We start from the raw sequence: 23,543 nt of genomic DNA, 5'->3' as shown, positions 1-23,543 counted from the left end.
CACTCAACCGTATTATCTCGTACTCTTTTTCAAAAATCAAATAGGAGTTCTATAGATGCGCTGATTGCTCTGACTAAACAGTTAAATACCTATGAAATCAAGTACCAAATGAGTTCAGAAGAATTTTTTGCTAAATATACCAAAGGAGAAACTTCTGACGACGAAGTGTTTGTCGAATGGGCAGGAAACTACCAGCATTATCTAGCTCTGAGTTTTTATGCAGTAAATAAGGGGCAGATTGACGCGGCGATCGCTTCTGAGCAATCCTTAGAAATTGCCAATGGTTAACAATGCCGTTCTTTAAACTCTGGCAAGTGGCTGTGATTCTTCAAGAAAAGCCAGTATGATGTCATGCTCAGGAATACCTTTGTTAACTAAGTCCTGAGTAATTCCACATTCCATACCATCGTATTCAATTATTACTTTCCCGTTCTCGATAATTACATAGAGTAGGTTGCCACGGATACGTCGCCCTCTATCCCAACCAATTTGCATCAGAGCATAGCGATCGCGCATTTCGTCAAATATGACATCTAAGCGGATGTTGCCGTGGGATGGGCGCAGTTTGGCATAATCACTAATTACCTGCTTGACGATTTCTCGATAGGTCGTGATGGTATCCATTGGCTTACTTCCTTTTTCTTTAAATCTACAATAGACTTCTTGCAAAAATACTTGAACCGTCAGAGACTCAAGTCTCTGCCTAATAGCAAAAGTCCGTTGAAACGGACTAAAAATACTGTTATTAGTCGGTTGAAACCGACTTGAGTTATCAGCCAGAAAATTTATTTTCTGGCGAGTATCCGACTTTTGCAAGAGGTCTAATAATCAGCTTTAGAGGTATTTGAGCGATCGCTAGTTTTCCAATTGGCTCAGTGAAGATGTCGCTGTAGGTTGCTTCAGAAACAGCAAGATAAAGGTCACGTTCTGGAGTTGGAGAAAGGGAAACTAGCTCATACAGTCATTTTCCCCTTTGGTGATAATTCTGTAAATCGCTGTCTAGTGACCAGATAAACACTTCACTCATTTGGAAAAGATTACACGACTTATGAAATTCCTGAATGATGCTCATATCTCCAAAGCTGGTTCCTTCTGACTTAAGAGGAGCTTTGTTTCTACCAGCCAGATCGGGGAAGTCGTCAATCCACTCCAATATCTCTGCGGTGTTCGGGAATGTAGTAGGTTTCCAGGGAGCTTCGCCTGTGAATGCTTTTTTAACTTCTTCAACAAAACGTTTAGCGGTTTTCCTTCGCATTCTGCCGTCACCGTTCTGGGCAATGTGGTTGCCTGTTTCGAGTATCGTCGCCATAGGCAACAAAAAAGTACAGCCAGATTGAGCATAGGTCTGAAAATTTTCGAGGACTGATGCTCTATGCTGATTATAGTTGGGGACGTTGAGTATTTCGAGGAATATGCTGGTAAGCTAAAAAACATCTAAATTACATAATCAAATTAAATAAAACTCTTGTGGGGTGGGCATCTTGCCCGCCCTAATTATGCAAGTTATATATGGAACAGCTTATCTATCAGGCAGATACTACTCATTGCCGTACTCCTGCAAACGAGACAGCCATTCCATAGCTTGGTGTTTTTTGTCTTCAGGTGTGTGCGGCGACTTGACGAACCGATCCACTACCCCAGCAGTTACCAGTTGGCCGAGCGGCCCCTGAGATATCAGACTTGGGAAATCGTACATCTCCCCAAGCCGTACAAGGCGGCTATCTCCTGACTCTGGATTGCGGAAACAAAACACTACATCACCGAGGGCAGCATCGGGTAAGGCATCCATTAAGGCTGGGTTGTGGGTAGAAAGCAGCACCCGCAATTTCCGCCGCTCGGCAATATCCCGGATGCTGGCGAGTAGATGTTTAGCGCGGTTGGGATGAACGCCGTTGTCGATTTCCTCGATGACCACTAAACTACCAACGGGTGCTGATAGCATAGCAGCCGCGATCGCTAACACCCGCAACGTCCCATCAGATAATAATGCGGCTTCACAATAGCGATGGGTATTGCCAAAGGTTTCTGCTAGTTGCACCATGACTTCATCCCGTGGGCCGAAAAGGAAATCTAGCCCATCTATAGCCTGTTCTGGTAAACTCTGGATAAAGTTGAGAATTGCCTGTTGATTTTCGGCTTGATTCTCCCACAAGCGATACAGGACGCTGGAAAGATTAGTACCATCTTCTTGTAATCGCTTATCAGATTTGAAGCTGTACTCGCGCATTCTGGCGGGAACGGGATCTAGAAACAGGATGTTCTTTAAAATTCGTTGATATTCGCGGACGGTCTCAGGAATTATCTTTTGGGATATGGGGTACTTTGGATCAAAATGGGCAGGGGTGTCTAATTGCACGAATATAGCCATCTGATCGCTGCACGTTACTCGTGGCTTATTCTTCCCCCTTGTAAAGTTGTTATATGCGACACCAACATCAGTCCCTACTCCTTGAGAAGGCTGATCTAGGTCATATAGCGGCACTTGACTTGTCGAGCCAACGATTCGCTCACTACTGATGTGCAGTTCTCCGTCACGCACATTCAGGGTTATATCGAGTTGGTTCCAGTCTGGGGAGTCTAAACGGCAACCAATGGTAAAATTTGACTCTCCCCGATGACACAAATCATTTACTCGACCGCGTACAACGCGCTCTGCACTATTCACTGCATATTGAATGCTGGAGAGTTTTTGTCCTTGTGCCAGCCATGACAGAAAGCGCAAACCTTCAAGGGCGTTACTTTTGCCTGCGGCATTGGCTCCGATTAGTACGGTTAGCGATCCAAGGGGCAATCGGCTTGTGCTGTAACTTTTGAAGTTGGCGAGGGTAAATTCTGTTAGCATGGCGTTCATGTCATAATTCTCCTCGGAATGCACGATGTTGGAGGGAAGTAAAAAGCGTGTTGAGTTCTGATAGTGAGGCGCGGTGTGCTACTTTGAGTTTTTCTACAGATTCAACATGGTAGGCAAATTTTTGTTGAAGAGACAAGGGCGGAAGAACCACAGGGATTTGGCTAACAATTGTTTTATTTAAATTAGCCATTGTGACTCCTTGCGAAGCTTTTTCTAAATATTTCTTGATTGATTGATTAGATAAAATAGAAAACAAATAAACTGAATTTATTAGTGTGTTCGTTGGTCGAATAAATAAGCTACCAGTTCCACAGAGCCATTCATGTTCATTTTTGGAGACAATTGCACAGCGTCCCATTTCTCCCCTTCGTCCTAAAATTACATCATCAACTTCAAGATGATATTGACCAAGCTGTTGATGCTTTTCATTGGAAATCGAAAAAGATGTGTTAGCAAATATTTTTCCATCTTGAATATGCGTTGGATTGACCAATGGAATGCCATTATCAATGTAATCTTCTTCATGCAGTTGTGTACCAAATGGGCCAATTTGAATCCTTTCAGCACATTCATTCATCTTTCTAACTTCCCAACCCTTCGGATTCGTAACTGGATCGCCGAACATTTCTATAAAGATGGTTTGGGTGAGGGTGTCGAGTTGAGCGATCGCTTCCCGTCGTTTAGATATGAGATACTGGGCGCGATCAAGTATCTCTGCAATCCGCCTCTGCTCTTCCAAGGGAGGTACTGGAATTTCAAGCTGCTCAAACTTGGACTTGTTGACGATCGCAACTGTTGTTGCAGGAGCCATTGTCACCAGTTTCGATTTCAGGCGGCGACAGGCATAAAACCCGAATCGGGGCAAAACAAGTCGTGTATCGAACACCACAGAGTTAATTTGCTGATTGGTGGCAACTGTCCGACCAGCGATTCCAATTTTTCCAAGTGAGCCAATGCAGCAAACCATAACAGTTCCTTCAGGAAGCAAACGCGCCTCGCTCCCACCAATTTCACTTAATGTTCTTGCAGCAGTTATAACAGGTGCAAATTTGTCAAGTTCAGCAGGTGTAACGAATGGAATGTCGCCCCCGTATAAGTGAGCTTCAGACGTTTTAGGAGTTGAACCTGTAACAACTGTGCCTAATGAGCAAATTGGTTGATGTGTCCAGCTACTCATCTCAACAATCCCTCCAATTTCTCCATCCCCTGTTGAATTTCCACCTCTAACTTTGCCAAATTAGCCAGGATGTCTTTAGGTGCGAGATGTTCCACCTCTTCATGCACCACTTCCTTGTAACGATTCAAACTGAGGTCATATCCCTGAGTAGCAATATCAACCTTTGGTACACAAAAACTTTGAGCCGTGCGCGATCGCTCGAAAATGTCACCCAAAGCAATTAGTGACCAACTGGTGATTCCAACATCCTCAACACCTATATTTACATTCATGATTATTCTAAAAATTCTTCATTGCACCAGTATCCAATAATCCAGATACCATGACAGAATTTTGCTGATGATATAAACAAAGTGGTAAAATTGGACGGAAACTAGCCTCACCTAATGCCACATCAGTAGAAATATAAGAATATCGGTTAATCTCACTCATTATTATTGTTTCGATTTAGAATCCTCCAGCACCTTTAGCATCACATCAGCCGCCTCGAACGCATCATAAGGCGACCAAACAGGATAACTTTGATTTTCCTTAATTAAGTCCTCTTCTTTTTGTGCCAACTCAGAAACAAGCACTTGGATAACATACAACTTATCCGCATTGTTTAGCTTTCTTAAATAAGTTAACAATTCAGATGGAACCATATCAAACCTACCAATAAATTTAAATCTAAAATAACTTTAACTTGAGCAGAGCTTGAGCTTTAGCAAGACGTACCAAATGCTCAATAAACTCATAATGTTGCCACAGACAGCGATCGCTTTCATCTAAACCTTGAGTACGATTTTTGTCTAAAAGAGATTCAATTTCAGCTTGAACCATAGGCGAAAGACGAAGAGCTAAAATTTCTTGAGGAGATGGTAACTTTGCTAAAAACTCTAAAACTTCAGTCAGTCCAGAAAAACCTGTAGAAGGATTAGCCGTAATTTCTCGCAATCCTAGAGCCAAAATCTGCGGTAAATCTGACTTGCGAGATTCTAAATTCCGAGCAATCTCATGAGGTATGTCTAAAGTAATTTGCATAATTTGGAATTTCAATAATATAACTTATATGTAGATAGCATTAGAGAATACGCGATCGCAATTCAACACGCAACAAAGCATACACAAAAACCATCGTATCAATCACCATTAAGGTCGCCCTTGTTCCTTCCACTCTTGCACTTGACTACTCGACTGAATCGGCAATATCTCCCAACGTTGACGAATTCGAGCGATCGCTGCTTCTCTTGTTGACTCCGGCGCTCGTCTCACTTCTGCCAGCAGGTGGCTAATTAACCTCAGCCGTGCTGAGTTTGAGAGGTTTTTCGTTTGATTCATCAATTCTTGTAGCTGTTCTTGACTCATTTAATCCTTTTAATGGCACTGTAAAACTTGAGCAGCAGTCAACTTGAGATCGGCAAATACCAGTGAAGCGATCGCCTGATCTCCCACATACACCTGCTCCTCATAAAAACCCTCAACCCATTCCAAAACCGTCACCTTTTGGGCAATTGGATCAACAATCCAATACTCAGCAATTCCCCGCGCTGCATACTCAGAACGCTTATAGCGATAATCCCGATTTTCCTGATTCGGACTTACCCTTACGGGTTCGTCAGTTGCTTCAACGCGGGGAACCCGCGCAACGCACTGACTCACCACCTCAACCACCAACAGAGGCGGCGGCATATCCATCAAAATTAGCGATCGCGTAGCTTCTTGCATTGCGATCGCCAACTCTTCCGAAAACACCACCAAATCAGGCACACGTACCCCTACCATACGACTATTTACAGCAATTTCTGTTTTCATACTCAAGCGATAATAGGGAATACTTAATTTAAGAAAATAGGCAACTAAAAACATCGCTATTCGCCGATTTAGCTCACTTTCAAAAGGCATTTGAATTAATTCCCCATTCTCCAATTCATATAAAGTATCCGTACCGTCATCAAATTGAAGAAATTCCTCAAAAGTCATTTTTTTAGCACTTGCAACTGTCATGTCTATTTCTCCCATAAACCGCTTGTATTAATTATTTATCCTTGCAAGACTTCAGCCGCAGTTAACTGAAGATTAGCAAAAATTGAAGAAGCGATCGCACTTTCTCCCTGATAAACTCGCTCATCATAAAATCCCTCTACCCATTCCAAAACCGTCACCTTTTGGGCAATAGGATCGACAATCCAATACTCAGCAACCCCTCGCGCTGCATACTCCGAACGCTTATAGCGATAATCCCGATTTTCCTGATTCGCACTCACCCTTACGGGTTCGTCAGTTGCTTCAACGCGGGGAACCCGCGCAACGCACTGACTCACCACCTCAACCACCAACAGAGGCGGCGGCATATCCATCAAAATTAGCGATCGCGTAGCTTCTTGCATTGCGATCGCCAACTCTTCCGAAAACACCACCAAATCAGGCACACGTACCCCTACCATACGACTATTTACAGCAATTTCTGTTTTCATACTCAAGCGATAATAGGGAATACTTAATTTAAGAAAATAGGCAACTAAAAACATCGCTATTCGCCGATTTAGCTCACTTTCAAAAGGCATTTGAATTAATTCCCCATTCTCCAATTCATATAAAGTATCCGTACCGTCATCAAATTGAAGAAATTCCTCAAAAGTCATTTTTTTAGCACTTGCAACTGTCATGGCTATTTCTCCCATAAACCGCTTGTATTAACTATTTTAACAATGCCCCTAATTCCTTCATTCCCTGCTGAATCTCCGCTTCCAGCTTTGCCAAATCAGCAAGGATATCTTTAGGTGCGCGGTGTTCTACCTCTTCATGCACCACTTCCTTGTAACGATTCAGGCTGAGGTCATATCCCTGAGTAGCAATATCAACCTTGGGTACACAAAAACTCTGAGCCGTGCGGGGTTGCTCTGGTTCTGTAGTATTTCGCAATTGCCAACGAGTCAACACATCCGGCAGATTATTCTTAGTATGCTCCTCTGCTGTTAACTGGGCAGCAGGTACAGGGCCTAGTTTGTCATCAGCAAGTAAAGGCGTTCTTTTATCGTCCAAACTCCAGCCGTCAGCATCCACATCGTAGAACCAAACAAAATCAGTTCCACCAGAGTTAGTTTTAGTAAATAGCAAAATTGCCGTAGAAACACCCGCGTAGGGCTTAAACACACCACCCGGCAGAGATATCACAGCATCAAGCTTCTGCTCCTCCACCAACAAGCGGCGCAGTTCCTTATGTGCCTTAGAAGAACCAAAAAGCACCCCATCCGGCACAATCACCGCCGCCCGTCCCCCAGGCTTGAGCAATCTTAAAAACAGAGCAACAAATAGTAACTCAGTCTTCTTAGTTTTGACAATCGCCTGCAAGTCCTTAGCCGTGTTTTCATAGTCCAATGACCCAGCAAAAGGCGGATTAGCCAGGACAAGGGTATAAGCTTCTTCATCACCAGAATGCTCCTCTGCTAGCGAGTCTTTATAACGCACATCCGGGTTTTCCACCCCATGCAGGAGCATATTCATACTGCCAATACGGAGCATGGTATTATCAAAGTCAAACCCGTGAAACATCTGATGGTGAAAGTGTTCCTTTAGCTTGGCATCGCGCAGAATTTCCGGGTGATGCGATCGCACGTATTCATTAGCAGCCACGAGATAGCCGCAAGTACCACTAGCCGGGTCACATATTACATCCCCCGGATTTGGTGCGGTCAGTTCCACCATCAGCCTAATAATGTGGCGCGGCGTGCGAAACTGTCCATTTTGTCCAGCCGAGGCAATCTTACCCAACATATATTCGTAGAGGTCGCCTTTGGTGTCCCGGTCTTCCATCGGTACACCATCCAGCAAATCCACCACCTTAGACAATAGGGCAGGTGTCGGAATCGTGAAGCGGGCATCCTTCATGTGGTGCGCGTAAGTCGATTCATCCCCTCCCAAAGTCCGCAGGAAGGGGAAAACATGATTATTGACTACAGCAAACATCTCCAACGCTGCAAAGTGCTTGAACCGCGACCAACGCAAATCATCGTAAGCACGTCCCTTAATATCTTCACCCTCTGGAAAAATCCGGCGCTCCATCGGGCGCTTGAGTCGATTAGCTTTGTTCTCTTCCAGGGTATGCAGGTCGTCAAGGCGACGCAGAAACAGCAAGTAAGTAATTTGCTCAATGACTTCGAGGGGATTGGAGATACCACCCGACCAGAAGGCATCCCAGATTTTATCTATTTGACTTTTAATTTCCCCTGAGATCATGTTGTGTTTGTCTTATCTGATAGAGTGCTAGTAACAAGCGTGAGCAGCGCAGTCTCACATTTTATACTCGATAATAATTGCAGGCAATATAGTATTTATGTACTAACAAAAGAAAGTGGATGATTAGACTCAAGCTAAGTATGCCAGTTCCTTACGTTTAAATGATCAGTGGCGTTTAATCGTGACAATTTTAATGCAATGCATTGTATCGGAAAAATCGCCTGAATAAAAATAACCCCAATTATTTATAAAAATTAGGGTCATGAAACTTCAAAATTATTGATTTTTTGGTAAAAAGCTTTAATTATTCCACATTGGTATTGTTAGATTTGGGTTGCGGTGTATTTATAGTGTAGCTATTTTGTGGTTGCTGAAAAAAACCCAGAGTTACTCTTTTCATAATCCAGTACAGTCCAATCAGTACAAAAAAAGTAACAGCAATAATTACTAATGGCTGTTTACCAAGAATTTCCTCTACACCTTTAGTCAGAATGGCATCAGGTTGGGTAATAAAATCCCAACTATTAAAACGCAAAAATCGCCCCCAATAGATCCCAATAGCACATAAAGCATGAGTGGCTAATTCAACCCGCAAAATCCATTGGCTTTTGCCAATGCGGTGTAAGTAGTAACCCCAGTTAATCAAGGATATTACATAGGCTTCAAATCCCGCGAGAATTACTAGCAGATAAACAGGAATCAATACTAAAGTGATAATCCATACAGATTGAATATTACGGATATCGTCTATAAGATGAATTACATCAGTCAACAAATAAGGCGCATTCGGCAAGAATGCAAAGAAAGCTAAGAATCCTAGCCACCAAAGCCAAGAACGATGACGTCTGATGCGAAACAGCCAAACACTTAAAGCCAAAGGTATAAAAGCTAGAAATAAATTCCAGGTCATCCAATTCATATTAATTCGTAAGACCTGAAGAACTCTGGCTATTAATTCAATCAATTCTGCTTTCATAAGCGTATACTCACAAAATATGTGATTGATCTAGATTTGCTCTGATTAATCCTGCCAAATTGCTCAATCAATTGGCTTAAGCCACTAGTATAGCCAGAAATTAATTAGGATAGAATATACCAGTTCAAGGAAGTTTGGGTAGTGGAACCGCCGCAAAGAACTTCTGGTAAAACTTTCCTGACTAAAATTTTGTTTTTAAGCTAGCTATGATTATTGATTTCATTTTGCCTAGCTTGAGTTCCAGATAAAAACTGGGGACTGGGAAAATATTCCAAAATGTGGGAAGGATTAAATAATTCGGGTTCTTCGGTTACTTTTATGGAGAATTAATACGGCTTTTTCAGACTGAATATGAAAAACCTACCCTTGAAAGTAATCCCCTCGGGGGCCCCAAGTTCCCCAATCCCTTTGATATTAGGGTAACAGCACTCGACTACGAGGCCCGATCGCTTGCTTGGGCGAAGAGGATTTTGTGTCACAATTGATACTATCCTGTGAACACGCAACTTGAGTAAGATTTGCAGAATTAGTAACCACTTGATTGACTGTGCCATTACTACCACTAAACTCAATATTGGGTGTAGTTGAGAGCAATGAATCAGACTCACTTGTGTTAGTTGTAGGTATTGGTGAAGTCGATACCTGCGGCGTAGTGACGCTGGATGTACCACCACCAATGACTGGCGCAGGAGTTGGTATACTGCCACCACCAATGACTGGCGCGGGAGGGGTTGTGCTGCCACCACCAACTATTGGCGCGGGAGGAGTCGTACTACCACCACTTACTGGCGTGGGAGTTATTAAAGTAGCAGTTGCAGGAATTTTGATTGTCAACCTTGTTAATGGAGAGTTAGTCATAGTCAAGGATGTGACGGATGGGGAACCTGGTATATCAGATTTGAAATCAAAGACTGTGGGACTTGCGCCGCCATTGCGATCGCTGTATCGTGGCCCTTGTCCGTTGAGTTCAAAAGTACCTTGATATTGGTTGCCGGTTTTTGGATCAGTGACAATGCCAGTATAGTAGGCTCTTGTGAGGTTAAATTCATCTTGAACTACACCTTGAAATTTGGTTCCTGCCAATCTTCCTTGGTATTTGTAGGGTTGCAATTCCCCACCAGAGAGCAGAGGTGAAGAGACAATACCATCGAACGATACAACTGGTATCCCTTTAAAATCAACATAGTAATGCAGACTGCCATCACTGCGGGTTCTCATCTGTACATATTCTGACTTGTAAATCGGAACATAATTAGGATTACTTCTAGAACCCATGTTCCGTGAGTAAGTGCCATTTGAATCTGTATCAACACGAGTCACACTTCTATTGAAATTGGGGTTAATTGCGGGAAGTTGAATAGTACCCGATAATGTCCCTGTACTGTTAATTGTGAGTTGGGCGGAAGCACTTGCGCCACTCAAACTCATGATGGCTGCGGTTAAACAGGTGCTACTGACTACTAATAAATTTAATTTCATCAAAAGTTTGCTCCTTTAATTACCTCGGAAAATCAACACGCATAAGTTGATGAGCTAGTTTTCTTTGCCCATACTGCACTACGCCACTATTACACACTGATTTGCATAGTATGCAATCAGCATATTTAATTACATTTACATCAGTACAAAATTAAAACCGGAAAGTTGCTCTTAATGCTCCAACAACCAAAGGAGTATTATCAGCATTGTGATCTGGGTTGAAAATTACAAACAAGCCAGGAGTCAAGGCAATATTGTCACTCAACTGGGCACGGTAAAAGGCTTCCACGTGGATTGATGTATCGGTGCGATCGCCTTTTGTCCCGCCATCGGAAAAGTTGGGGAAATTAAAACCATCGGGTAAGTTACTAGAAGTAATCTTAGGCGGTTGCCCCACAAGAATGCCTCCTAAGTTACCAGCACGCAGCAAATTGGGAAAAGCCGCGAACAGCATCCAATTTGTGGTTTCTACACTTCCAGAGAGGTTGACTGGTTTGGAGTGAGAAAACCCACCCCAACCGCCTAATGTCACGTTAGGGTTGATGCGCCAAGCAACTGTTGCACCAACCGCTTGAGTATCAAAAGCTGTTGCATCTGCAAAAGGCGAAATCAACTGACTATCACCGATACCATTTCCGAGTAAGCCATCTGGGGAGTGGGAGTAAAGATAATGCACTGCGAGATCAATGTCATTGGTGGGTGCTAAACTCAACTGAGCGCCTGCTGTCCACCTACCACCAAATAATCCAGCTTGGTTGCTATTGCCAGGGAAATTGGGAATTTCTGCACTATAAACGCCCTGTAGGCTAATGCGATCGCTAATTTGCCAATCAAAGCCAATACCACCAGTACCATTACCAATGGTCAAAATTGGGTTACGCTGACCAAACAGAGAAATTGCACCATCGCCAGAACCTTCTAAAGGATTGATCCCGCGAAAAGTATTAGTTGGGTTGACACCTGCCGCACCCACAACAACCCCCAAGTTATTTGAAAGCAGGAATCGATAAGATAAGTCACTAATCACTAAATTGTTGTCTGTGTTGGACTCAAAACCCAATCGCCCCATATTGGTAGATAGTAGCGATGCTGTAGATCCCAAATTGCCAGCAGACAGCCCTGTTAATAGTAAATCTCGTCCTGTAAACGAAGTTGCTAACGTTAGTTGTACGCTATTTGTGAAAGTCAGATTTGTTTCCCCCTGGCGTTCGGGTACTCCGTCTCTGGGAAACAAATCTACATCAGTGCTATTCGTTCCCGCTAAACTAAAAATGGCTTGACCAAAAAGTCTGGTATTTGTAGAAAACTGATTTTTCTGCAAGTCGCTAGTGCGGTTTTCGACAGTCTTTATACGTCCTTGTAACTGCTGCAATTCTGTGTGAAATTCGGCTTCTAATCTTTGCAGTTGCGCCAAATCATCATTATTAACAGTATTAATTTTATTGTTAGCAATAGCTGTTTGAATTCTCTCTACACAAGCATTTAAACCAGCGGCAAATTCATAACGGTTAATGACACGGTTGCCTAAATAAGTGCGATCGCCATATCCTGACATACAGCCATAGCGCTCTATTAAAGATTGTAGAGCTACAAAAGCCCAATCAGATGGTTGTACATCTTCAAGTTGCGACACAGATGTAATCTGAGACATTGGGTTGTCTGAGTCTGGAGATGTGGGGGAAAATTCTTGTGTGTTTTGCTGCTGTCCAACTTCTGCTACAGGTTGAGAATACAACTGAGCAAAATTCTGGAATTGAATCTTATCTTTAGATTTTTTGAGTATATTTTGATGTTTGGTTTTGATATTTGATGGAGTGGTTTGAGGGCTGGGATCAAATATGAGATTGTCTGAGTTTGGAGATGTAGAGGAAAATTGTTGTGTATTCTGCTGTGCAACTTCTGCTACAGGTTGAGAATCTGAGTGAGCAACATTCTGGAATCGAATCTTATCTTGAGATTTTTTGAGTATATTTTGATGTTTGGTTTTGATATTTGATGGAGTGGTTTGAGGGCTGGGATCAAATATGAGATTGTCTGAGTTTGGAGATGTAGAGGAAAATTGTTGTGTATTCTGCTGTGCAACTTCTGCTACAGGTTGAGAATCTGAGTGAGCAACATTCTGGAATCGAATCTTATCTTGAGATTTTTTGAGTATATTTTGATGTTTGGTTTTGATATTTGATGGAGTGGTTTGAGGGCTGGGATCAAATATGAGATTGTCTGAGTTTGGAGATGTAGAGGAAAATTGTTGTGTATTCTGCTGTGCAACTTCTGCTACAGGTTGAGAATCTGAGTGAGCAACATTCTGGAATCGAATCTTATCTTGAGATTTTTTGAGTATATTTTGATGTTTGGTTTTGATATTTGATGGAGTGGTTTGAGGGCTGGGATCAAATATGAGATTGTCTGAGTTTGGAGATGTAGAGGAAAATTGTTGTGTATTCTGCTGTGCAACTTCTGCTACAGGTTGAGAATCTGAGTGAGCAACATTCTTGATCTGAATCTTATCTTGAGATTTTCTCAGTATATTTTGGTACTTAGCATCTATCTCAGATTGAGTGACTTGAGGGCTATCATCTGGATACATAAATTCAGATGGTGTAATTTCAATAGGTGAAACTACTTTACTTAACTTTCCTTGCGCCGATTGTTGTACCAGACTCTCTGAATGTATTACAGGCTGTTCTGGTGAATTTAGTATAGACGTTGGCGCTGTTGCTAAGACTCCAGCCATCAGCAAATTTATATCACCCATTGTATTTTATTTGACTATTATCACTATATTCTTTTAACGTTTCTAGCTAGTGTGCATCAGGAATTTTCCTGAAATAACAGTAATAAAAATAACTAATAATTTATAATTTGCCAGCATAATTGTGATGCTCAAGACTCGCGCGATCGCTCGGCAACTGTACGAGTTAATTAAGCCAACCTATGTATAATTTTTTTTAGATAGTGTAGGGAATGTACTCGCTTTAAAAACGCGTCTCTACATACAATTTCCCCAACAGAATTATTCGGGTTTTGTACAATATTTTTTGATCTCACCCGCTAGCGAATCTGATTCTTTACCAACAGTGGTAGCTGCTGCTGTTAGTGCAGAGTCAATTTCTGTTCTAGCTTTTTGGATTCTGTCTTTACCAGCTGGTGAGGCTTGGGCGTTTTTAGTTGAGCCAAGAGCTCTAGCCGCCTTGGCGATCGCTTGGCTGAGATTCTGAAAAACCTTGACATAACGGCTTTGAAACTCTTTCAGTTTCGGATCTGTTAAGTTCAGCGCCTCAATAGATTTGGTGACAAATTCTAAATCCTTGGAAAGTTGCAAGCTTGTGATTACCTGCGTCCCTTTATTTTTGTCAATCAATGAATTTCCTTGATTAACAACTTTAATTAGCCGTTGACACTGTGAGAATTTACTCTCACTGCAACTTGTGATCAATAATGCAATGCTCAGGCTAAGAGAAAAAGTAACAGTAGATCTACGCAATGAAACAGCCATTCACACCCCAACAGCAGTGAAACCCAAACTATAGTAACTAATATATTGGCTATAATTCCGGCATCTGTGCAAAAACCAAGAAGACCTCTTTCCCCCTGCCCCCTGCTCTCCTATGGTATTAGATGATAAGTCACGCCTAATGCGAATTAAAAGCTTTAATCTTGTAGTGGCGTGTCTAGCCTTAAATGTTGCATTAAAAATAACTCTTGTGGGATGGGCGTCTCGCCTGTCCGTGGCGGCCTTTCCGGTCGGCCCCACAAGAAAACTTATTACATTATTTTAGTCTTGACAGTTCAGTAGGGTGTGTTATGGACGGAAGTCCTAACGCACCGAAGATCTCGGACGGTGCGTTGCTATAAGGCATAACACACCCCACTTTAGGGTGAGGACATTGACAAAATCATTCAAGTTTTAATATCTAATTCACATTAGACGTAAGTCTTTAACCGAACACAACATTACATCTGCCTTTGGACAAAAAACAGCAAATAGGAAAAACTGTTCCCTTTTGAAATAGTTGGCATTAAATTGATGATGAGCTAGAATAGCCAAAAATACGGAGAATGTAAGTAATTTAAGTATTTTAATTCTCTACGTATTTTTACGCCGTTAGTAGATGATCTATGATTGCATACATCTCTCAAACCATATCTGCACAACTATTTTTGATAGATATAATTTCATCTATCGAAAGAATTATATATGGATATATTTACCTATTCATAAATAAATTAAATCTCAATACTTGTCAAGAAATATACTTCTATGAGCAGATGTATAAAAATCTTAGACATATTAAATTAAAATAAAGGATACTCAAAGTTTCTAAATGATTCAGGTAAGCGTGCTAGGCGCAAACTTGGAACCGCGACTTTGTTACCATCAGCAACACACAAACTATGAACTCTACAACTGAACAGCGTATCGCCTTGATTTCTGTCCACGGAGACCCGGCGATTGAAATTGGGAAAGAAGAAGCTGGAGGACAAAATGTTTATGTGCGCCACGTAGGTGAAGCACTAGCGCAACTGGGATGGCAAGTTGATATGTTTACGCGCAAGATCAGCGTGGAACAAGACACAATTGTTCAACACAGTCCAAATTGTCGAACTATTCGTTTGACAGCTGGTTCTTTAGAGTTTGTGCCACGAGATAATTTATTTGGAGATTTGCCAGAATTTGTAGAAAGTTTTCTTGAATTCCAAAAAGAAAACGGCATCACATATCAGCTAATTCATACAAACTATTGGCTTTCTAGCTGGGTGGGAATGCAGTTAAAGAAAATTCAAGGAAGCAAGCAAGTTCATACATATCACTCCTTGGGAGCAGTTAAGTACAATACAATAGAAACAATCCCTCTAATTGCTGGCAAGCGATTGGCAGTGGAAAAAGAGGCACTGGAGACAGCAGAGCGAATTGTGGCGACAAGTCCCCAAGAAAAGCAACACATGAGAGCGCTCGTTTCTACAAAAGGTAATATTGATATCATTCCCTGTGGCACGGATATTCGACGGTTTGGTTCGGTTGAGCGAAAAGCAGCCAGAACCAAGTTAGGAATTGATGATGAAACCAAAGTTGTATTGTATGTAGGAAGGTTTGACCCACGCAAAGGTATAGAAACTGTAGTGCGTGCGGTTAATGAGTCTAAGTTGCGTGAATCTCATAAACTCCAGTTGATTATTGGTGGTGGTAGTACTCCAGGTAATAGCGATGGCAAAGAACGCGATCGCATTGAAGGTATCATCAATGAGCTGGGGATGAAAGATTTTACCACCCTTCCTGGTCGCCTGAGTCAAGACATTCTACCAACGTATTACGCAGCTGCTGATGTTTGCGTCGTTCCCAGTCACTACGAACCCTTTGGACTAGTAGCGATTGAGGCAATGGCTAGTGGTACACCAGTAGTAGCAAGCGATGTCGGCGGACTTCAGTTTACTGTGGTTCACGAAGAAACCGGTTTGTTAGCACCACCACAAGACTTTGCTGCTTTTGCGGCTGCCATTGACCGAATTCTGATTAATCCAGAATGGCGTGGCAAATTAGGTGAAGCAGGTAAAAAGCGTGTTCAAACTAAGTTTAGTTGGGATGGTGTAGCAAGTCAGCTAGGTGAGCTTTACACCCAAATATTGCAGCCGTTACCAGCTAGAGAACCTGCATTACTGACTAAATAACCTTAGATTTCCAACTTCTGTATCGTTCCTAGTAGACTGACACAGCTATTTTAGTGCATTAAATGTAGGTTGGGTTGAGGAACGAAACCCAACATAAGATCTCGGTGTTGGGTTTCACTTCGTACCCTACGGGAAGCAAGCTACAACCCAACCTACGCCTAATGCACTAAAATAGCTGAAACAATCCATTACTAGAAGATTAAAGCTTTTAATTCACATTAGTTAGGCGTAATTTAATCAATCAAGTCAGATTCCTATACTCTGCTCGATAATATCAATCGCGCGACGAATGCCTCCTGCCTGCTTGATGGCAAGTTGTAGCCCGAGAGCGTTTTGTTTATAAGATGGTTGCATTAGTACTTCTTGAATAGCGTAACGTAACTTACTAACACTCAAACGCGAAGTAGTCACAAACTTTCCTACACCAGTCGAAGCAACACGTGCTGCTACCCCTGGTTGATCATTAGTAATAGGAATAACAACCAAAGGTATACCGTAGAAAAGGGATTCTGAAACTGTATTCAGTCCTCCATGGCAAATAGTTAAACTAGCCTTTTGTAGTAATTCTAGTTGTGGTGCATATTTAACTACTATGGGATTTCCTGGCAGATTAGATAATGCCTGAGATTCTAGTCCGCCTCCAAGGGTAATAACTAATTGAGCATCTAACCCTACACAGGCCTGAGCAATATAGTAGAAAATATAGCTTAGTCGATTTTGTAATGTACCCATTGAAGCATAAATTAAAGGCTGGCCATTCAATTTTTCAAACGGGAAATCAATTGGTTTTCTAGCTGTAGAGTCAAAGTGAGGCCCGGTAAAGTGGAGTAATCCAGCTAAGTTAGGTCTTGGATAATCAAACTCCGGTATTTGTTGGCTAATAATTGCTAATTTTGACACAGAATAAAAATCGTTAATATTCACACAAGAAGGTAAATTCCATTCACAGCGATATTGTGAAATTACATTATGGATATGCTTGGCATAACTAAGCATCAACTCATAGCCAACACGATTGCGTAACCTCGCCCACCAAGCGGGATTATATCTCCAAGTTGTGAAAACTGGCGGAATAAAATCATCGACACTGTTAATTAAGGCGCTACAAGCTGTAATAAATGGAATATCTAAAAAGTCTGCTATAGTGCTTCCCCCAAATATACATTCATCTATTATTAGCGCTTCTATTCGAGCGTTTTTGATAACTTGTGGTGCATCTCTTAAGAAAAAAAACGTTGTTTTTTCAGATAAAAAAGTTGTATATCGTAATGCAGCTAACCCGTTTAGCTTACCCAGTTGTTCATAAAATTTGGCTATTGTTCCCACGGGAAACTCAGCAGCCGATATGGCGCGAAATTCTAAGCTAGCAGCTTTAGCATTTGGTTCAGCATCGGGCATTCCCAAGACTGTGACACTATGACCTCGCCTTTTAAGTTCACGCCCTAAAGCAGTCATTGTGTTAAGGTGTCCAGTAGCTGTAGGGCAAATAGTACCAAAATGTGTCATGTAATTTATTAAAGGGAATAGGGAACAGGGAACAGAAATATTGCTGTGTTAAACAATTACTTGTGATTTACAGCAGTTTGCAACTAATGTAAGGTACAAAACCAATTCGCAATTAAATCAAACCACCTACTCAGGTGAGGTTTCAACCTGCCTCCTGCCTCCTTCTATTAATTAAATTTTTTAGCAGAATGAACTTAAGAAATATTTTCCAAGAAATAAAAAAGTCGAATATCATATCAAAAACCTCACTATGAATAACTCAAAGTGAGGAAGTGTTATAGAAATTATAGATATGGTAAATTCATCATCTATATTTCTAAAATTGCAGTTCTTTGTCAAGGACAGTTAAGACAGATAACAAACCTGTTTCCTTTCATGCTGGCACTACAAATTTTTCGCTACCAGCCAAATCAAAAGCGGTATGAATAGCTTGTAAGGCTTTAACACCTTGCTCTTGGGATACAACACAGCTAATTTTAATTTCTGAGGTAGCAATCATTTGAATATTGATTTGGTGTTGGGCTAGTGCTTCAAACATTTTCGCGGCAACACCAGGCTGTCCTACCATGGCTACACCAACAATACTGACTTTAGCGATCGCACTATCTAAAACAACTTCACCCCATCCTAATTCTAAAGCTGCTTGCGAAAGCAATTCTCTTGCTCTTTCCGCATCCATCTGGGCGACGGTGAAGGCAATATCTCGTCTCGGCACACCATCAACCATGCGGCAGCGTTGAGATTGGATAATCATATCCACACTGATGTTATGCTGCGCCAATAGTCCAAATAATTTCGCTGCCATCCCTGGATGATCTGGTAGTTGGCGAATCGCTAGACGCGCTTGGTTTACGTCTAAAGCAACACCACAAACGGGAGATGAGGGAGATAAATGAATTAATTTGTCTTTTGTTATTTCCTCATCTCCCTTTTCTTCGATTTCAAAGGCGCTACGCAGTGCTGTAACGGCGCGATTGCATTCTGCGGCATCCACTACACAGCTGACTTTGACTTCACTGGTAGAAATCATCTGGATGTTTACACCAGCCTCAGCTAGGGTGGCAAACATTTTAGCTGCGACACCGGGACGCCCAATCATACCTGCACCGGCGATACTGACTTTAGCGATATTTTGCTCGACCATCACCTCAGCTTCTGCCGATTTCGGATTAGATTGACTCCTCAGTGCTGGGGCGATCGCTGCTGCTACTGCTTCGGCGCGTTTTAATATTGGTGTTGTTACGGTAAATGCAATGTCATTACTATTACCTTCATGAATTGATTGGATGATTAAATCTACATCCACTTGTTGCCGAGAAATTTCGCCAAATAGCCTAGCCGCAATCCCTGGTTTATCAGGTACACGCAACAAAGCTACCTTCGCTTGGTCTGTATCAAATTCAACACTATTAACTGGACGAGCAATTTCTAAATTCACAAGCGATCGCCCTTGGGGTTTGGCTGATGTTACCCAAGTACCAGGTTCATCTGTCCAGCTAGACCTCACCACCAGAGGTACACCGTAGTTACGCGCAATTTCCACAGCGCGGGGATGTAGCACTTTTGCCCCTAAACTTGCTAGTTCCAGCATTTCATCACAGGTGATTTGATCCATCAGTTGGGCTTCAGGAACTAGGCGAGGGTCTGTAGTTAAAATACCGGGTACATCTGTATAAATTTCACAAAAATTTGCCTGTAATGCTGCTGCTAGCGCTACTGCTGACGTGTCGGAACCACCACGCCCCAAGGTAGTGATTTCTAATCCACCGTTGCTAGATATACCTTGAAAACCCGCGACTACGACTACTTTACCCTCATTAATGTGGCGACTGAGGCGATCGGTTTCAATATGCAAAATGCGAGCGCGGGTGTGTTCAGCTTCAGTAACAATTCCTACCTGAGCGCCAGTCATCGAAATAGCAGGCTGTCCAATCTCTTGCAATGCCATACTGAGTAAGGCAATGGTCACTTGCTCACCAGTAGAAAGCAGCATGTCCATTTCTCGGCGATTAGGACTGGTAGAAATCTCATTAGCCAGTTTCACGAGTCCATCAGTAGTTTTGCCCATTGCGGAAACTACCACGACCAGAGAGTTTCCTGCTTTTACAGTCTTGTAAACTCGCTGTGCAACAGATTGAATCCGTTCAACTGAACCGACAGATGTACCACCGTATTTTTGAACTATTAACATGAACCAAGCAAAACCAAGGGTTTGAGTAATTGAATCTAGTATTGATAGTACGAAATTAGTACCTAATTGGGTTTTAGCTTTGAAATCCACCGAAATGGTATATTTGTACTGTTTGATATCTAGTATTTACTTAGTATTTTACCTATTAGAGAACCTCATTCCCCATTCCCCAAATTATTGATGCCAATATTTATAAGCGCTGTATGCCAAAGTCACAACTCCTGTAAGGATAGCAGATTCATCGACTTCAAACTGGGGATGATGTAATGGATAATTGATTAATCTGTCTTTGTAGCCTACACCCAAGCGAAACATTGAACCGGGTGCGTGTTCTAAGTAAACAGAAAAATCCTCAGCACCAAGAGAGGGTTCAGGTAAAACTTGGACGCGATCGCTACTCCAAGCTTCTTCAGCAGACGATTGCAACAGTTGCGTCAGAGAGTAATCGTTTTGTACACTAGGCACGCCTTGGCGATAATTAACTTGATAAGTAGCCCCATAGGAATGACAAACACTAGCAACGATGTTTTCAATCCAATTGGGTAGCTGGGCGCGGGTTTCGGGATGAAGCGATCGTACAGTTCCCAATAATTGCACCTTATCAGCAATGACATTTGGCGCTCTACCACCACTAATTTTTCCTATACTCAACACTACAGGACGTAAAGGATTCTGCGTCCGGCTAATTGCTTGTTGCAAAGCAGTAATCACCTGTGAGGCAATCCAAATAGCATCAATCGCCTCATGGGGACGCGCCCCATGTCCAGACTCGCCAATAATGATAATCTCTAAATCATCAGCGGCTGCTGTTAAAGCTCCATAACGCACACCAATCGAGCCTGCGGGAATAGAAGGGAAAACATGAACACCCAACACAGCCGAGACATTTTCCATTGCCCCATCTTGAACCATCCAACTTGCCCCTTGGGCTATTTCCTCCGCCGGCTGAAATAGAAACCGCACCTTACCACCCAACTCATCCGCCACTTGGGAAAGTACCATAGCCGTTCCTAACCCAACTGTAGTATGCACATCATGACCGCAAGCGTGCATTACCCCCTCCGCGCGAGAGGCAAATTCCAAACAAGCGCGTTCTTGAATAGGCAACGCATCCATATCAGTACGGATTGCCAATAAACGGTCATCTTGACTAGTGCCTTGTAACTCTCCAATCACACCCGTCTTGCCAATTCCTTCTTTAACGTGAAGACCACTAGAAGACAAAACCCCAGCAACAAAAGCTGCTGTTTGATACTCTTGGCCGCTGAGTTCTGGGTGTGAATGGATATGACGACGAATTTCAATTAAGCGGGGTGCTAGTTTTTCTGCTAAGTCTCTAATCCGGGTAAGCATCACTCAATTATGGTATACAAGCTCTCCTACCATAATAAAGAAGTGTTAACCTGCAAAATGCTCTTTTGACACTCCCCGTCCTGAAGTTCGGGGATTCTTGGATCGCGCTTAGTCCATCGACTTTACCCTCACCAAGCTTCACCTCGACGTGCCCCGCCGATGAGTAGAGAAAATTCCGTGCGCTCCCTAGGAGCCAAAACTTTCTCAGGATTTGCCGCCCGTTGCGAGACAGGTTCCTCCACCGAAGTGCGAGCCTCTGCCTGTGTTGCGGATTCCTCTAGTCTATCAAAAAGCCGGGAAACGAAGCACGGGGCTTGTACCCATCTTTTCGGTCAGACATGAGGGAATGGGGGGATTGGGACTGTGTGTTTGTTATTTCTTCCCCTGCTCCCCCTGCCTCCCTTGCTTCCTCATCTCCCAGTTGGTGAGTTTCGGCTACGCGGCAATCGAGCGAAGTCGAGATTCAACTACGGCGAAGTCGAACCACATGCCCCCTTTATTCGGTGTAGCAGGTCGTACCTGGGGTATTTTCAGATTTAAATTTGTTACATTCTCTGCGAGTTGTACGTTCTAACGACCACCAGTAGTCTTTGTCGGCAGTAACGAAACCAACTGGCATTGTCGTTAGCCGAAAGTTTGCCCCTCGGAAATTGGTGAACTGTATTTTGGCACCCTTCAAGTTAGCAGCTTCCAGATTAGCGCCAATGAAGCCAGCAAAAGATAGATCCGCATTTTCCAAGGACGCTGATTTCAAATTTGTACCTATCAAGGAAGCACCCCTGAGATTCGCTGAATTCATCACCGCAGTTTCTAGATTTGCACCTGTCAGATCAGCATTTTGGAGATTAACTTGAGATAATGTCGCACGGCTCAAGTTAGCTCCTCGCAAATTTGCCCCAGTCAAATTTAGTTGAGTGAGGTCAGCACCACTTAAATCACATCGGGGACAGACACCCGCAGTTTTCAACTGCTCTAAATCTTGCTGATTCAATGCTAGAGCTTGCTCTGTCAACCCAAAACAAGCTAACAGAGTAACTATGGCAACAATCTTAAGCTTCATATTTTTACGGATACTTATATAAGGGCGAAAATTTACGAACATTGCCTATAGTTATACTTACATATACGGGCTTGCCCATCACATGGAGGGGATGAAGCATTGATTAAGAAGCTATAAAAATAAGATAAATTCTGCTTATTAAGACTATCCAAACCGGAGTCTAAGCTTTAGAATCAAATCGTAACCAACTATACTGAACCATTTATAGACTACCACATATACAATCCCCCTAGCTTGATGAAAAGCAAAGCTAGGGGGATTTAATTTGGTATTCGTTACAAACCTTTACACTCAAAGCTAGCTCTTCACGAACTGTTCCTGCCCTATTAAGTCACAAAAATCTCTGTTTCATCCCCACTCCCAATTCCCCACTCCCCATTAAATTGTTTAAAGTTATGTAGCCTTTTGAGTACGGCCTATCAGGCACTGCGGTAAACTATGCCTTGATTATGATTCTTTCGCAGAGAAGAACACTCGAAAGGAGCGGTTTTTTCAATGTCTCATACCGTAAAAATCTACGATACCTGCATTGGCTGCACCCAATGCGTCCGTGCTTGTCCAACTGACGTGCTGGAGATGGTGCCTTGGGATGGCTGTAAAGCTGCTCAAATTGCCTCCTCACCCCGCACAGAAGACTGTGTGGGATGCAAACGGTGTGAAACTGCTTGCCCCACTGACTTTTTGAGCATCCGGGTTTATCTGGGAGCTGAAACGACTCGCAGTATGGGTCTAGCCTACTAAAAAGCGAAGTGCTGAGTATTGGGTGCTGAAAAGTCAGTTGTGCGAGGGAGTTCTCCCATTGAGTCAACTGACTTTGCTGAGGCAGAAAAAAAGAAGTTACAAAAATAATTTCTTAATTCTTAACTCAGAACTTAAAACTCAAAACTCAGGATTCTGAACTTTTGAAGTTTCTCAATAGCAAGCACCTTTAAGACTGTAGGGTAGGTATTGCTCACCTTACAGCATCTTACTTTTAGATTGGGGAATGCAATCTCTGGGTATCAAAATCCTAGAAGCCGCTTTTGTACCTTTACGGTACGAAAGCGAAATATTTGCTGCAAAAGC

The 23,543-nt window shown here is 42.5% G+C and carries 24 protein-coding genes; 3 read left to right on the top strand and 21 right to left on the bottom strand.

The features are described from left to right. The coding region (locus AC5JMF_RS03995; protein WP_495794423.1) for a hypothetical protein at positions 1-288 on the top strand (288 nt) is incomplete at its 5' end. Positions 289-300: 12 nt separating this feature from the next. On the opposite strand, the gene AC5JMF_RS03990 is transcribed toward AC5JMF_RS03995, so the two are convergent. From AC5JMF_RS03990 to AC5JMF_RS03910, 17 genes are all read right to left on the bottom strand, one after another. Further along, positions 301-816, bottom strand: coding sequence for a XisI protein (locus tag AC5JMF_RS03990; protein WP_495794422.1), 516 nt, complete (start codon positions 814-816; stop codon positions 301-303). Then, complete coding sequence (locus AC5JMF_RS03985; protein ID WP_495794428.1) at positions 773-961, bottom strand: element excision factor XisH family protein; 189 nt, start codon at positions 959-961, stop codon at positions 773-775. Before AC5JMF_RS03985 ends, AC5JMF_RS03990 begins: the two co-directional genes overlap by 44 nt. Next, complete coding sequence (locus AC5JMF_RS03980) at positions 962-1,309, bottom strand: hypothetical protein (protein WP_495794421.1); 348 nt, start codon at positions 1,307-1,309, stop codon at positions 962-964. A gap of 228 nt (positions 1,310-1,537) precedes the next feature. Next, a complete protein-coding gene (locus AC5JMF_RS03975) occupies positions 1,538-2,851 on the bottom strand; it encodes an AAA family ATPase (RefSeq protein ID WP_495794420.1) in 1,314 nt (437 codons plus the stop codon). A gap of 1 nt (position 2,852) precedes the next feature. Continuing rightward, a complete protein-coding gene (locus AC5JMF_RS03970) occupies positions 2,853-4,028 on the bottom strand; it encodes a restriction endonuclease subunit S (RefSeq protein ID WP_495794419.1) in 1,176 nt (391 codons plus the stop codon). Next, positions 4,025-4,300, bottom strand: a complete 276-nt coding sequence (locus tag AC5JMF_RS03965; RefSeq protein WP_495794418.1) for a hypothetical protein — start codon at positions 4,298-4,300, stop codon at positions 4,025-4,027. The genes AC5JMF_RS03970 and AC5JMF_RS03965 overlap by 4 nt, the downstream gene beginning before the upstream one ends. A gap of 7 nt (positions 4,301-4,307) precedes the next feature. After that, positions 4,308-4,460 carry a hypothetical protein gene (locus tag AC5JMF_RS03960; protein ID WP_495794417.1) on the bottom strand — a complete coding sequence of 51 codons (153 nt, stop codon included), beginning with the start codon at positions 4,458-4,460 and terminating at the stop codon, positions 4,308-4,310. A gap of 2 nt (positions 4,461-4,462) precedes the next feature. Beyond that, on the bottom strand, positions 4,463-4,672 hold the full coding sequence (locus AC5JMF_RS03955; RefSeq protein WP_495794416.1) for a hypothetical protein: 210 nt from the start codon (positions 4,670-4,672) through the stop codon (positions 4,463-4,465). Between the two features lie 25 nt (positions 4,673-4,697). Then, complete coding sequence (locus AC5JMF_RS03950) at positions 4,698-5,051, bottom strand: hypothetical protein (RefSeq protein ID WP_495794415.1); 354 nt, start codon at positions 5,049-5,051, stop codon at positions 4,698-4,700. A 108-nt stretch (positions 5,052-5,159) separates the two neighbouring features. Beyond that, positions 5,160-5,375: a hypothetical protein gene (locus AC5JMF_RS03945; RefSeq protein WP_495794414.1), complete on the bottom strand. Its 216-nt coding sequence runs from the start codon at positions 5,373-5,375 to the stop codon at positions 5,160-5,162. Between the two features lie 9 nt (positions 5,376-5,384). Then, a complete protein-coding gene (locus tag AC5JMF_RS03940) occupies positions 5,385-6,014 on the bottom strand; it encodes a Uma2 family endonuclease (RefSeq protein ID WP_495794413.1) in 630 nt (209 codons plus the stop codon). A 35-nt stretch (positions 6,015-6,049) separates the two neighbouring features. After that, complete coding sequence (locus tag AC5JMF_RS03935; protein WP_495794412.1) at positions 6,050-6,676, bottom strand: Uma2 family endonuclease; 627 nt, start codon at positions 6,674-6,676, stop codon at positions 6,050-6,052. Between the two features lie 31 nt (positions 6,677-6,707). Then, on the bottom strand, positions 6,708-8,246 hold the full coding sequence (locus AC5JMF_RS03930; RefSeq protein ID WP_495794411.1) for a class I SAM-dependent DNA methyltransferase: 1,539 nt from the start codon (positions 8,244-8,246) through the stop codon (positions 6,708-6,710). A 304-nt stretch (positions 8,247-8,550) separates the two neighbouring features. Further along, entirely contained in the window at positions 8,551-9,222 is a 672-nt protein-coding gene (locus tag AC5JMF_RS03925) for a DUF1361 domain-containing protein (protein ID WP_495794410.1), read from the bottom strand. 414 nt (positions 9,223-9,636) lie between these two features. Next, entirely contained in the window at positions 9,637-10,701 is a 1,065-nt protein-coding gene (locus AC5JMF_RS03920; RefSeq protein WP_495794409.1) for a hypothetical protein, read from the bottom strand. Positions 10,702-10,852: 151 nt separating this feature from the next. Continuing rightward, complete coding sequence (locus tag AC5JMF_RS03915; protein WP_495794427.1) at positions 10,853-12,646, bottom strand: iron uptake porin; 1,794 nt, start codon at positions 12,644-12,646, stop codon at positions 10,853-10,855. A 1,068-nt stretch (positions 12,647-13,714) separates the two neighbouring features. Beyond that, positions 13,715-14,197, bottom strand: a complete 483-nt coding sequence (locus AC5JMF_RS03910) for a hypothetical protein (protein ID WP_495794408.1) — start codon at positions 14,195-14,197, stop codon at positions 13,715-13,717. A gap of 899 nt (positions 14,198-15,096) precedes the next feature. On the opposite strand from AC5JMF_RS03910, the gene AC5JMF_RS03905 reads away from it, so the two are divergent. After that, on the top strand, positions 15,097-16,368 hold the full coding sequence (locus AC5JMF_RS03905) for a glycosyltransferase family 4 protein (RefSeq protein WP_495794407.1): 1,272 nt from the start codon (positions 15,097-15,099) through the stop codon (positions 16,366-16,368). A gap of 246 nt (positions 16,369-16,614) precedes the next feature. On the opposite strand, the gene AC5JMF_RS03900 is transcribed toward AC5JMF_RS03905, so the two are convergent. The 4 genes from AC5JMF_RS03900 to AC5JMF_RS03885 all read right to left on the bottom strand — a co-directional run bounded on the left by AC5JMF_RS03900 (position 16,615) and on the right by AC5JMF_RS03885 (position 22,478). Then, the gene (locus tag AC5JMF_RS03900) at positions 16,615-17,874 is read right to left on the bottom strand and encodes a glycosyltransferase (RefSeq protein ID WP_495794406.1); all 1,260 of its coding nucleotides are present in this window, start codon (positions 17,872-17,874) and stop codon (positions 16,615-16,617) included. 373 nt (positions 17,875-18,247) lie between these two features. Next, positions 18,248-20,065, bottom strand: a complete 1,818-nt coding sequence (locus AC5JMF_RS03895) for an aspartate kinase (protein WP_495794426.1) — start codon at positions 20,063-20,065, stop codon at positions 18,248-18,250. Positions 20,066-20,239: 174 nt separating this feature from the next. Next, positions 20,240-21,418 carry a M20 family metallopeptidase gene (locus AC5JMF_RS03890; RefSeq protein ID WP_495794405.1) on the bottom strand — a complete coding sequence of 393 codons (1,179 nt, stop codon included), beginning with the start codon at positions 21,416-21,418 and terminating at the stop codon, positions 20,240-20,242. 496 nt (positions 21,419-21,914) lie between these two features. Continuing rightward, positions 21,915-22,478: a pentapeptide repeat-containing protein gene (locus AC5JMF_RS03885; RefSeq protein ID WP_495794404.1), complete on the bottom strand. Its 564-nt coding sequence runs from the start codon at positions 22,476-22,478 to the stop codon at positions 21,915-21,917. Positions 22,479-22,973: 495 nt separating this feature from the next. On the opposite strand from AC5JMF_RS03885, the gene psaC reads away from it, so the two are divergent. Continuing rightward, positions 22,974-23,219, top strand: coding sequence for a photosystem I iron-sulfur center protein PsaC (psaC, locus tag AC5JMF_RS03880; protein ID WP_012411495.1), 246 nt, complete (start codon positions 22,974-22,976; stop codon positions 23,217-23,219). Positions 23,220-23,543 lie beyond the last annotated feature (324 nt).

It is taken from the genome of Desmonostoc vinosum (genome assembly GCF_059505385.1).
The sequence above is the reverse complement of the archived record's forward strand: the minus strand, read 5'-3'. Positions and strand labels throughout refer to the sequence as shown.

Coding starts and splice junctions, on each gene's coding strand:
- AC5JMF_RS03980 (WP_495794421.1), bottom strand. CDS start 1,309: ATGGCGACGATACTCGAAACAGGCAACCACATTGCCCAGAACGGTGAC.
- AC5JMF_RS03975 (WP_495794420.1), bottom strand. CDS start 2,851: ATGAACGCCATGCTAACAGAATTTACCCTCGCCAACTTCAAAAGTTAC.
- AC5JMF_RS03970 (WP_495794419.1), bottom strand. CDS start 4,028: ATGAGTAGCTGGACACATCAACCAATTTGCTCATTAGGCACAGTTGTT.
- AC5JMF_RS03965 (WP_495794418.1), bottom strand. CDS start 4,300: ATGAATGTAAATATAGGTGTTGAGGATGTTGGAATCACCAGTTGGTCA.
- AC5JMF_RS03960 (WP_495794417.1), bottom strand. CDS start 4,460: ATGAGTGAGATTAACCGATATTCTTATATTTCTACTGATGTGGCATTA.
- AC5JMF_RS03955 (WP_495794416.1), bottom strand. CDS start 4,672: ATGGTTCCATCTGAATTGTTAACTTATTTAAGAAAGCTAAACAATGCG.
- AC5JMF_RS03950 (WP_495794415.1), bottom strand. CDS start 5,051: ATGCAAATTACTTTAGACATACCTCATGAGATTGCTCGGAATTTAGAA.
- AC5JMF_RS03945 (WP_495794414.1), bottom strand. CDS start 5,375: ATGAGTCAAGAACAGCTACAAGAATTGATGAATCAAACGAAAAACCTC.
- AC5JMF_RS03940 (WP_495794413.1), bottom strand. CDS start 6,014: ATGACAGTTGCAAGTGCTAAAAAAATGACTTTTGAGGAATTTCTTCAA.
- AC5JMF_RS03935 (WP_495794412.1), bottom strand. CDS start 6,676: ATGACAGTTGCAAGTGCTAAAAAAATGACTTTTGAGGAATTTCTTCAA.
- AC5JMF_RS03930 (WP_495794411.1), bottom strand. CDS start 8,246: ATGATCTCAGGGGAAATTAAAAGTCAAATAGATAAAATCTGGGATGCC.
- AC5JMF_RS03925 (WP_495794410.1), bottom strand. CDS start 9,222: ATGAAAGCAGAATTGATTGAATTAATAGCCAGAGTTCTTCAGGTCTTA.
- AC5JMF_RS03920 (WP_495794409.1), bottom strand. CDS start 10,701: ATGAAATTAAATTTATTAGTAGTCAGTAGCACCTGTTTAACCGCAGCC.
- AC5JMF_RS03910 (WP_495794408.1), bottom strand. CDS start 14,197: ATGGCTGTTTCATTGCGTAGATCTACTGTTACTTTTTCTCTTAGCCTG.
- AC5JMF_RS03905 (WP_495794407.1), top strand. CDS start 15,097: ATGAACTCTACAACTGAACAGCGTATCGCCTTGATTTCTGTCCACGGA.
- AC5JMF_RS03900 (WP_495794406.1), bottom strand. CDS start 17,874: ATGACACATTTTGGTACTATTTGCCCTACAGCTACTGGACACCTTAAC.
- AC5JMF_RS03895 (WP_495794426.1), bottom strand. CDS start 20,065: ATGTTAATAGTTCAAAAATACGGTGGTACATCTGTCGGTTCAGTTGAA.
- AC5JMF_RS03890 (WP_495794405.1), bottom strand. CDS start 21,418: ATGCTTACCCGGATTAGAGACTTAGCAGAAAAACTAGCACCCCGCTTA.
- AC5JMF_RS03885 (WP_495794404.1), bottom strand. CDS start 22,478: ATGAAGCTTAAGATTGTTGCCATAGTTACTCTGTTAGCTTGTTTTGGG.
- psaC (WP_012411495.1), top strand. CDS start 22,974: ATGTCTCATACCGTAAAAATCTACGATACCTGCATTGGCTGCACCCAA.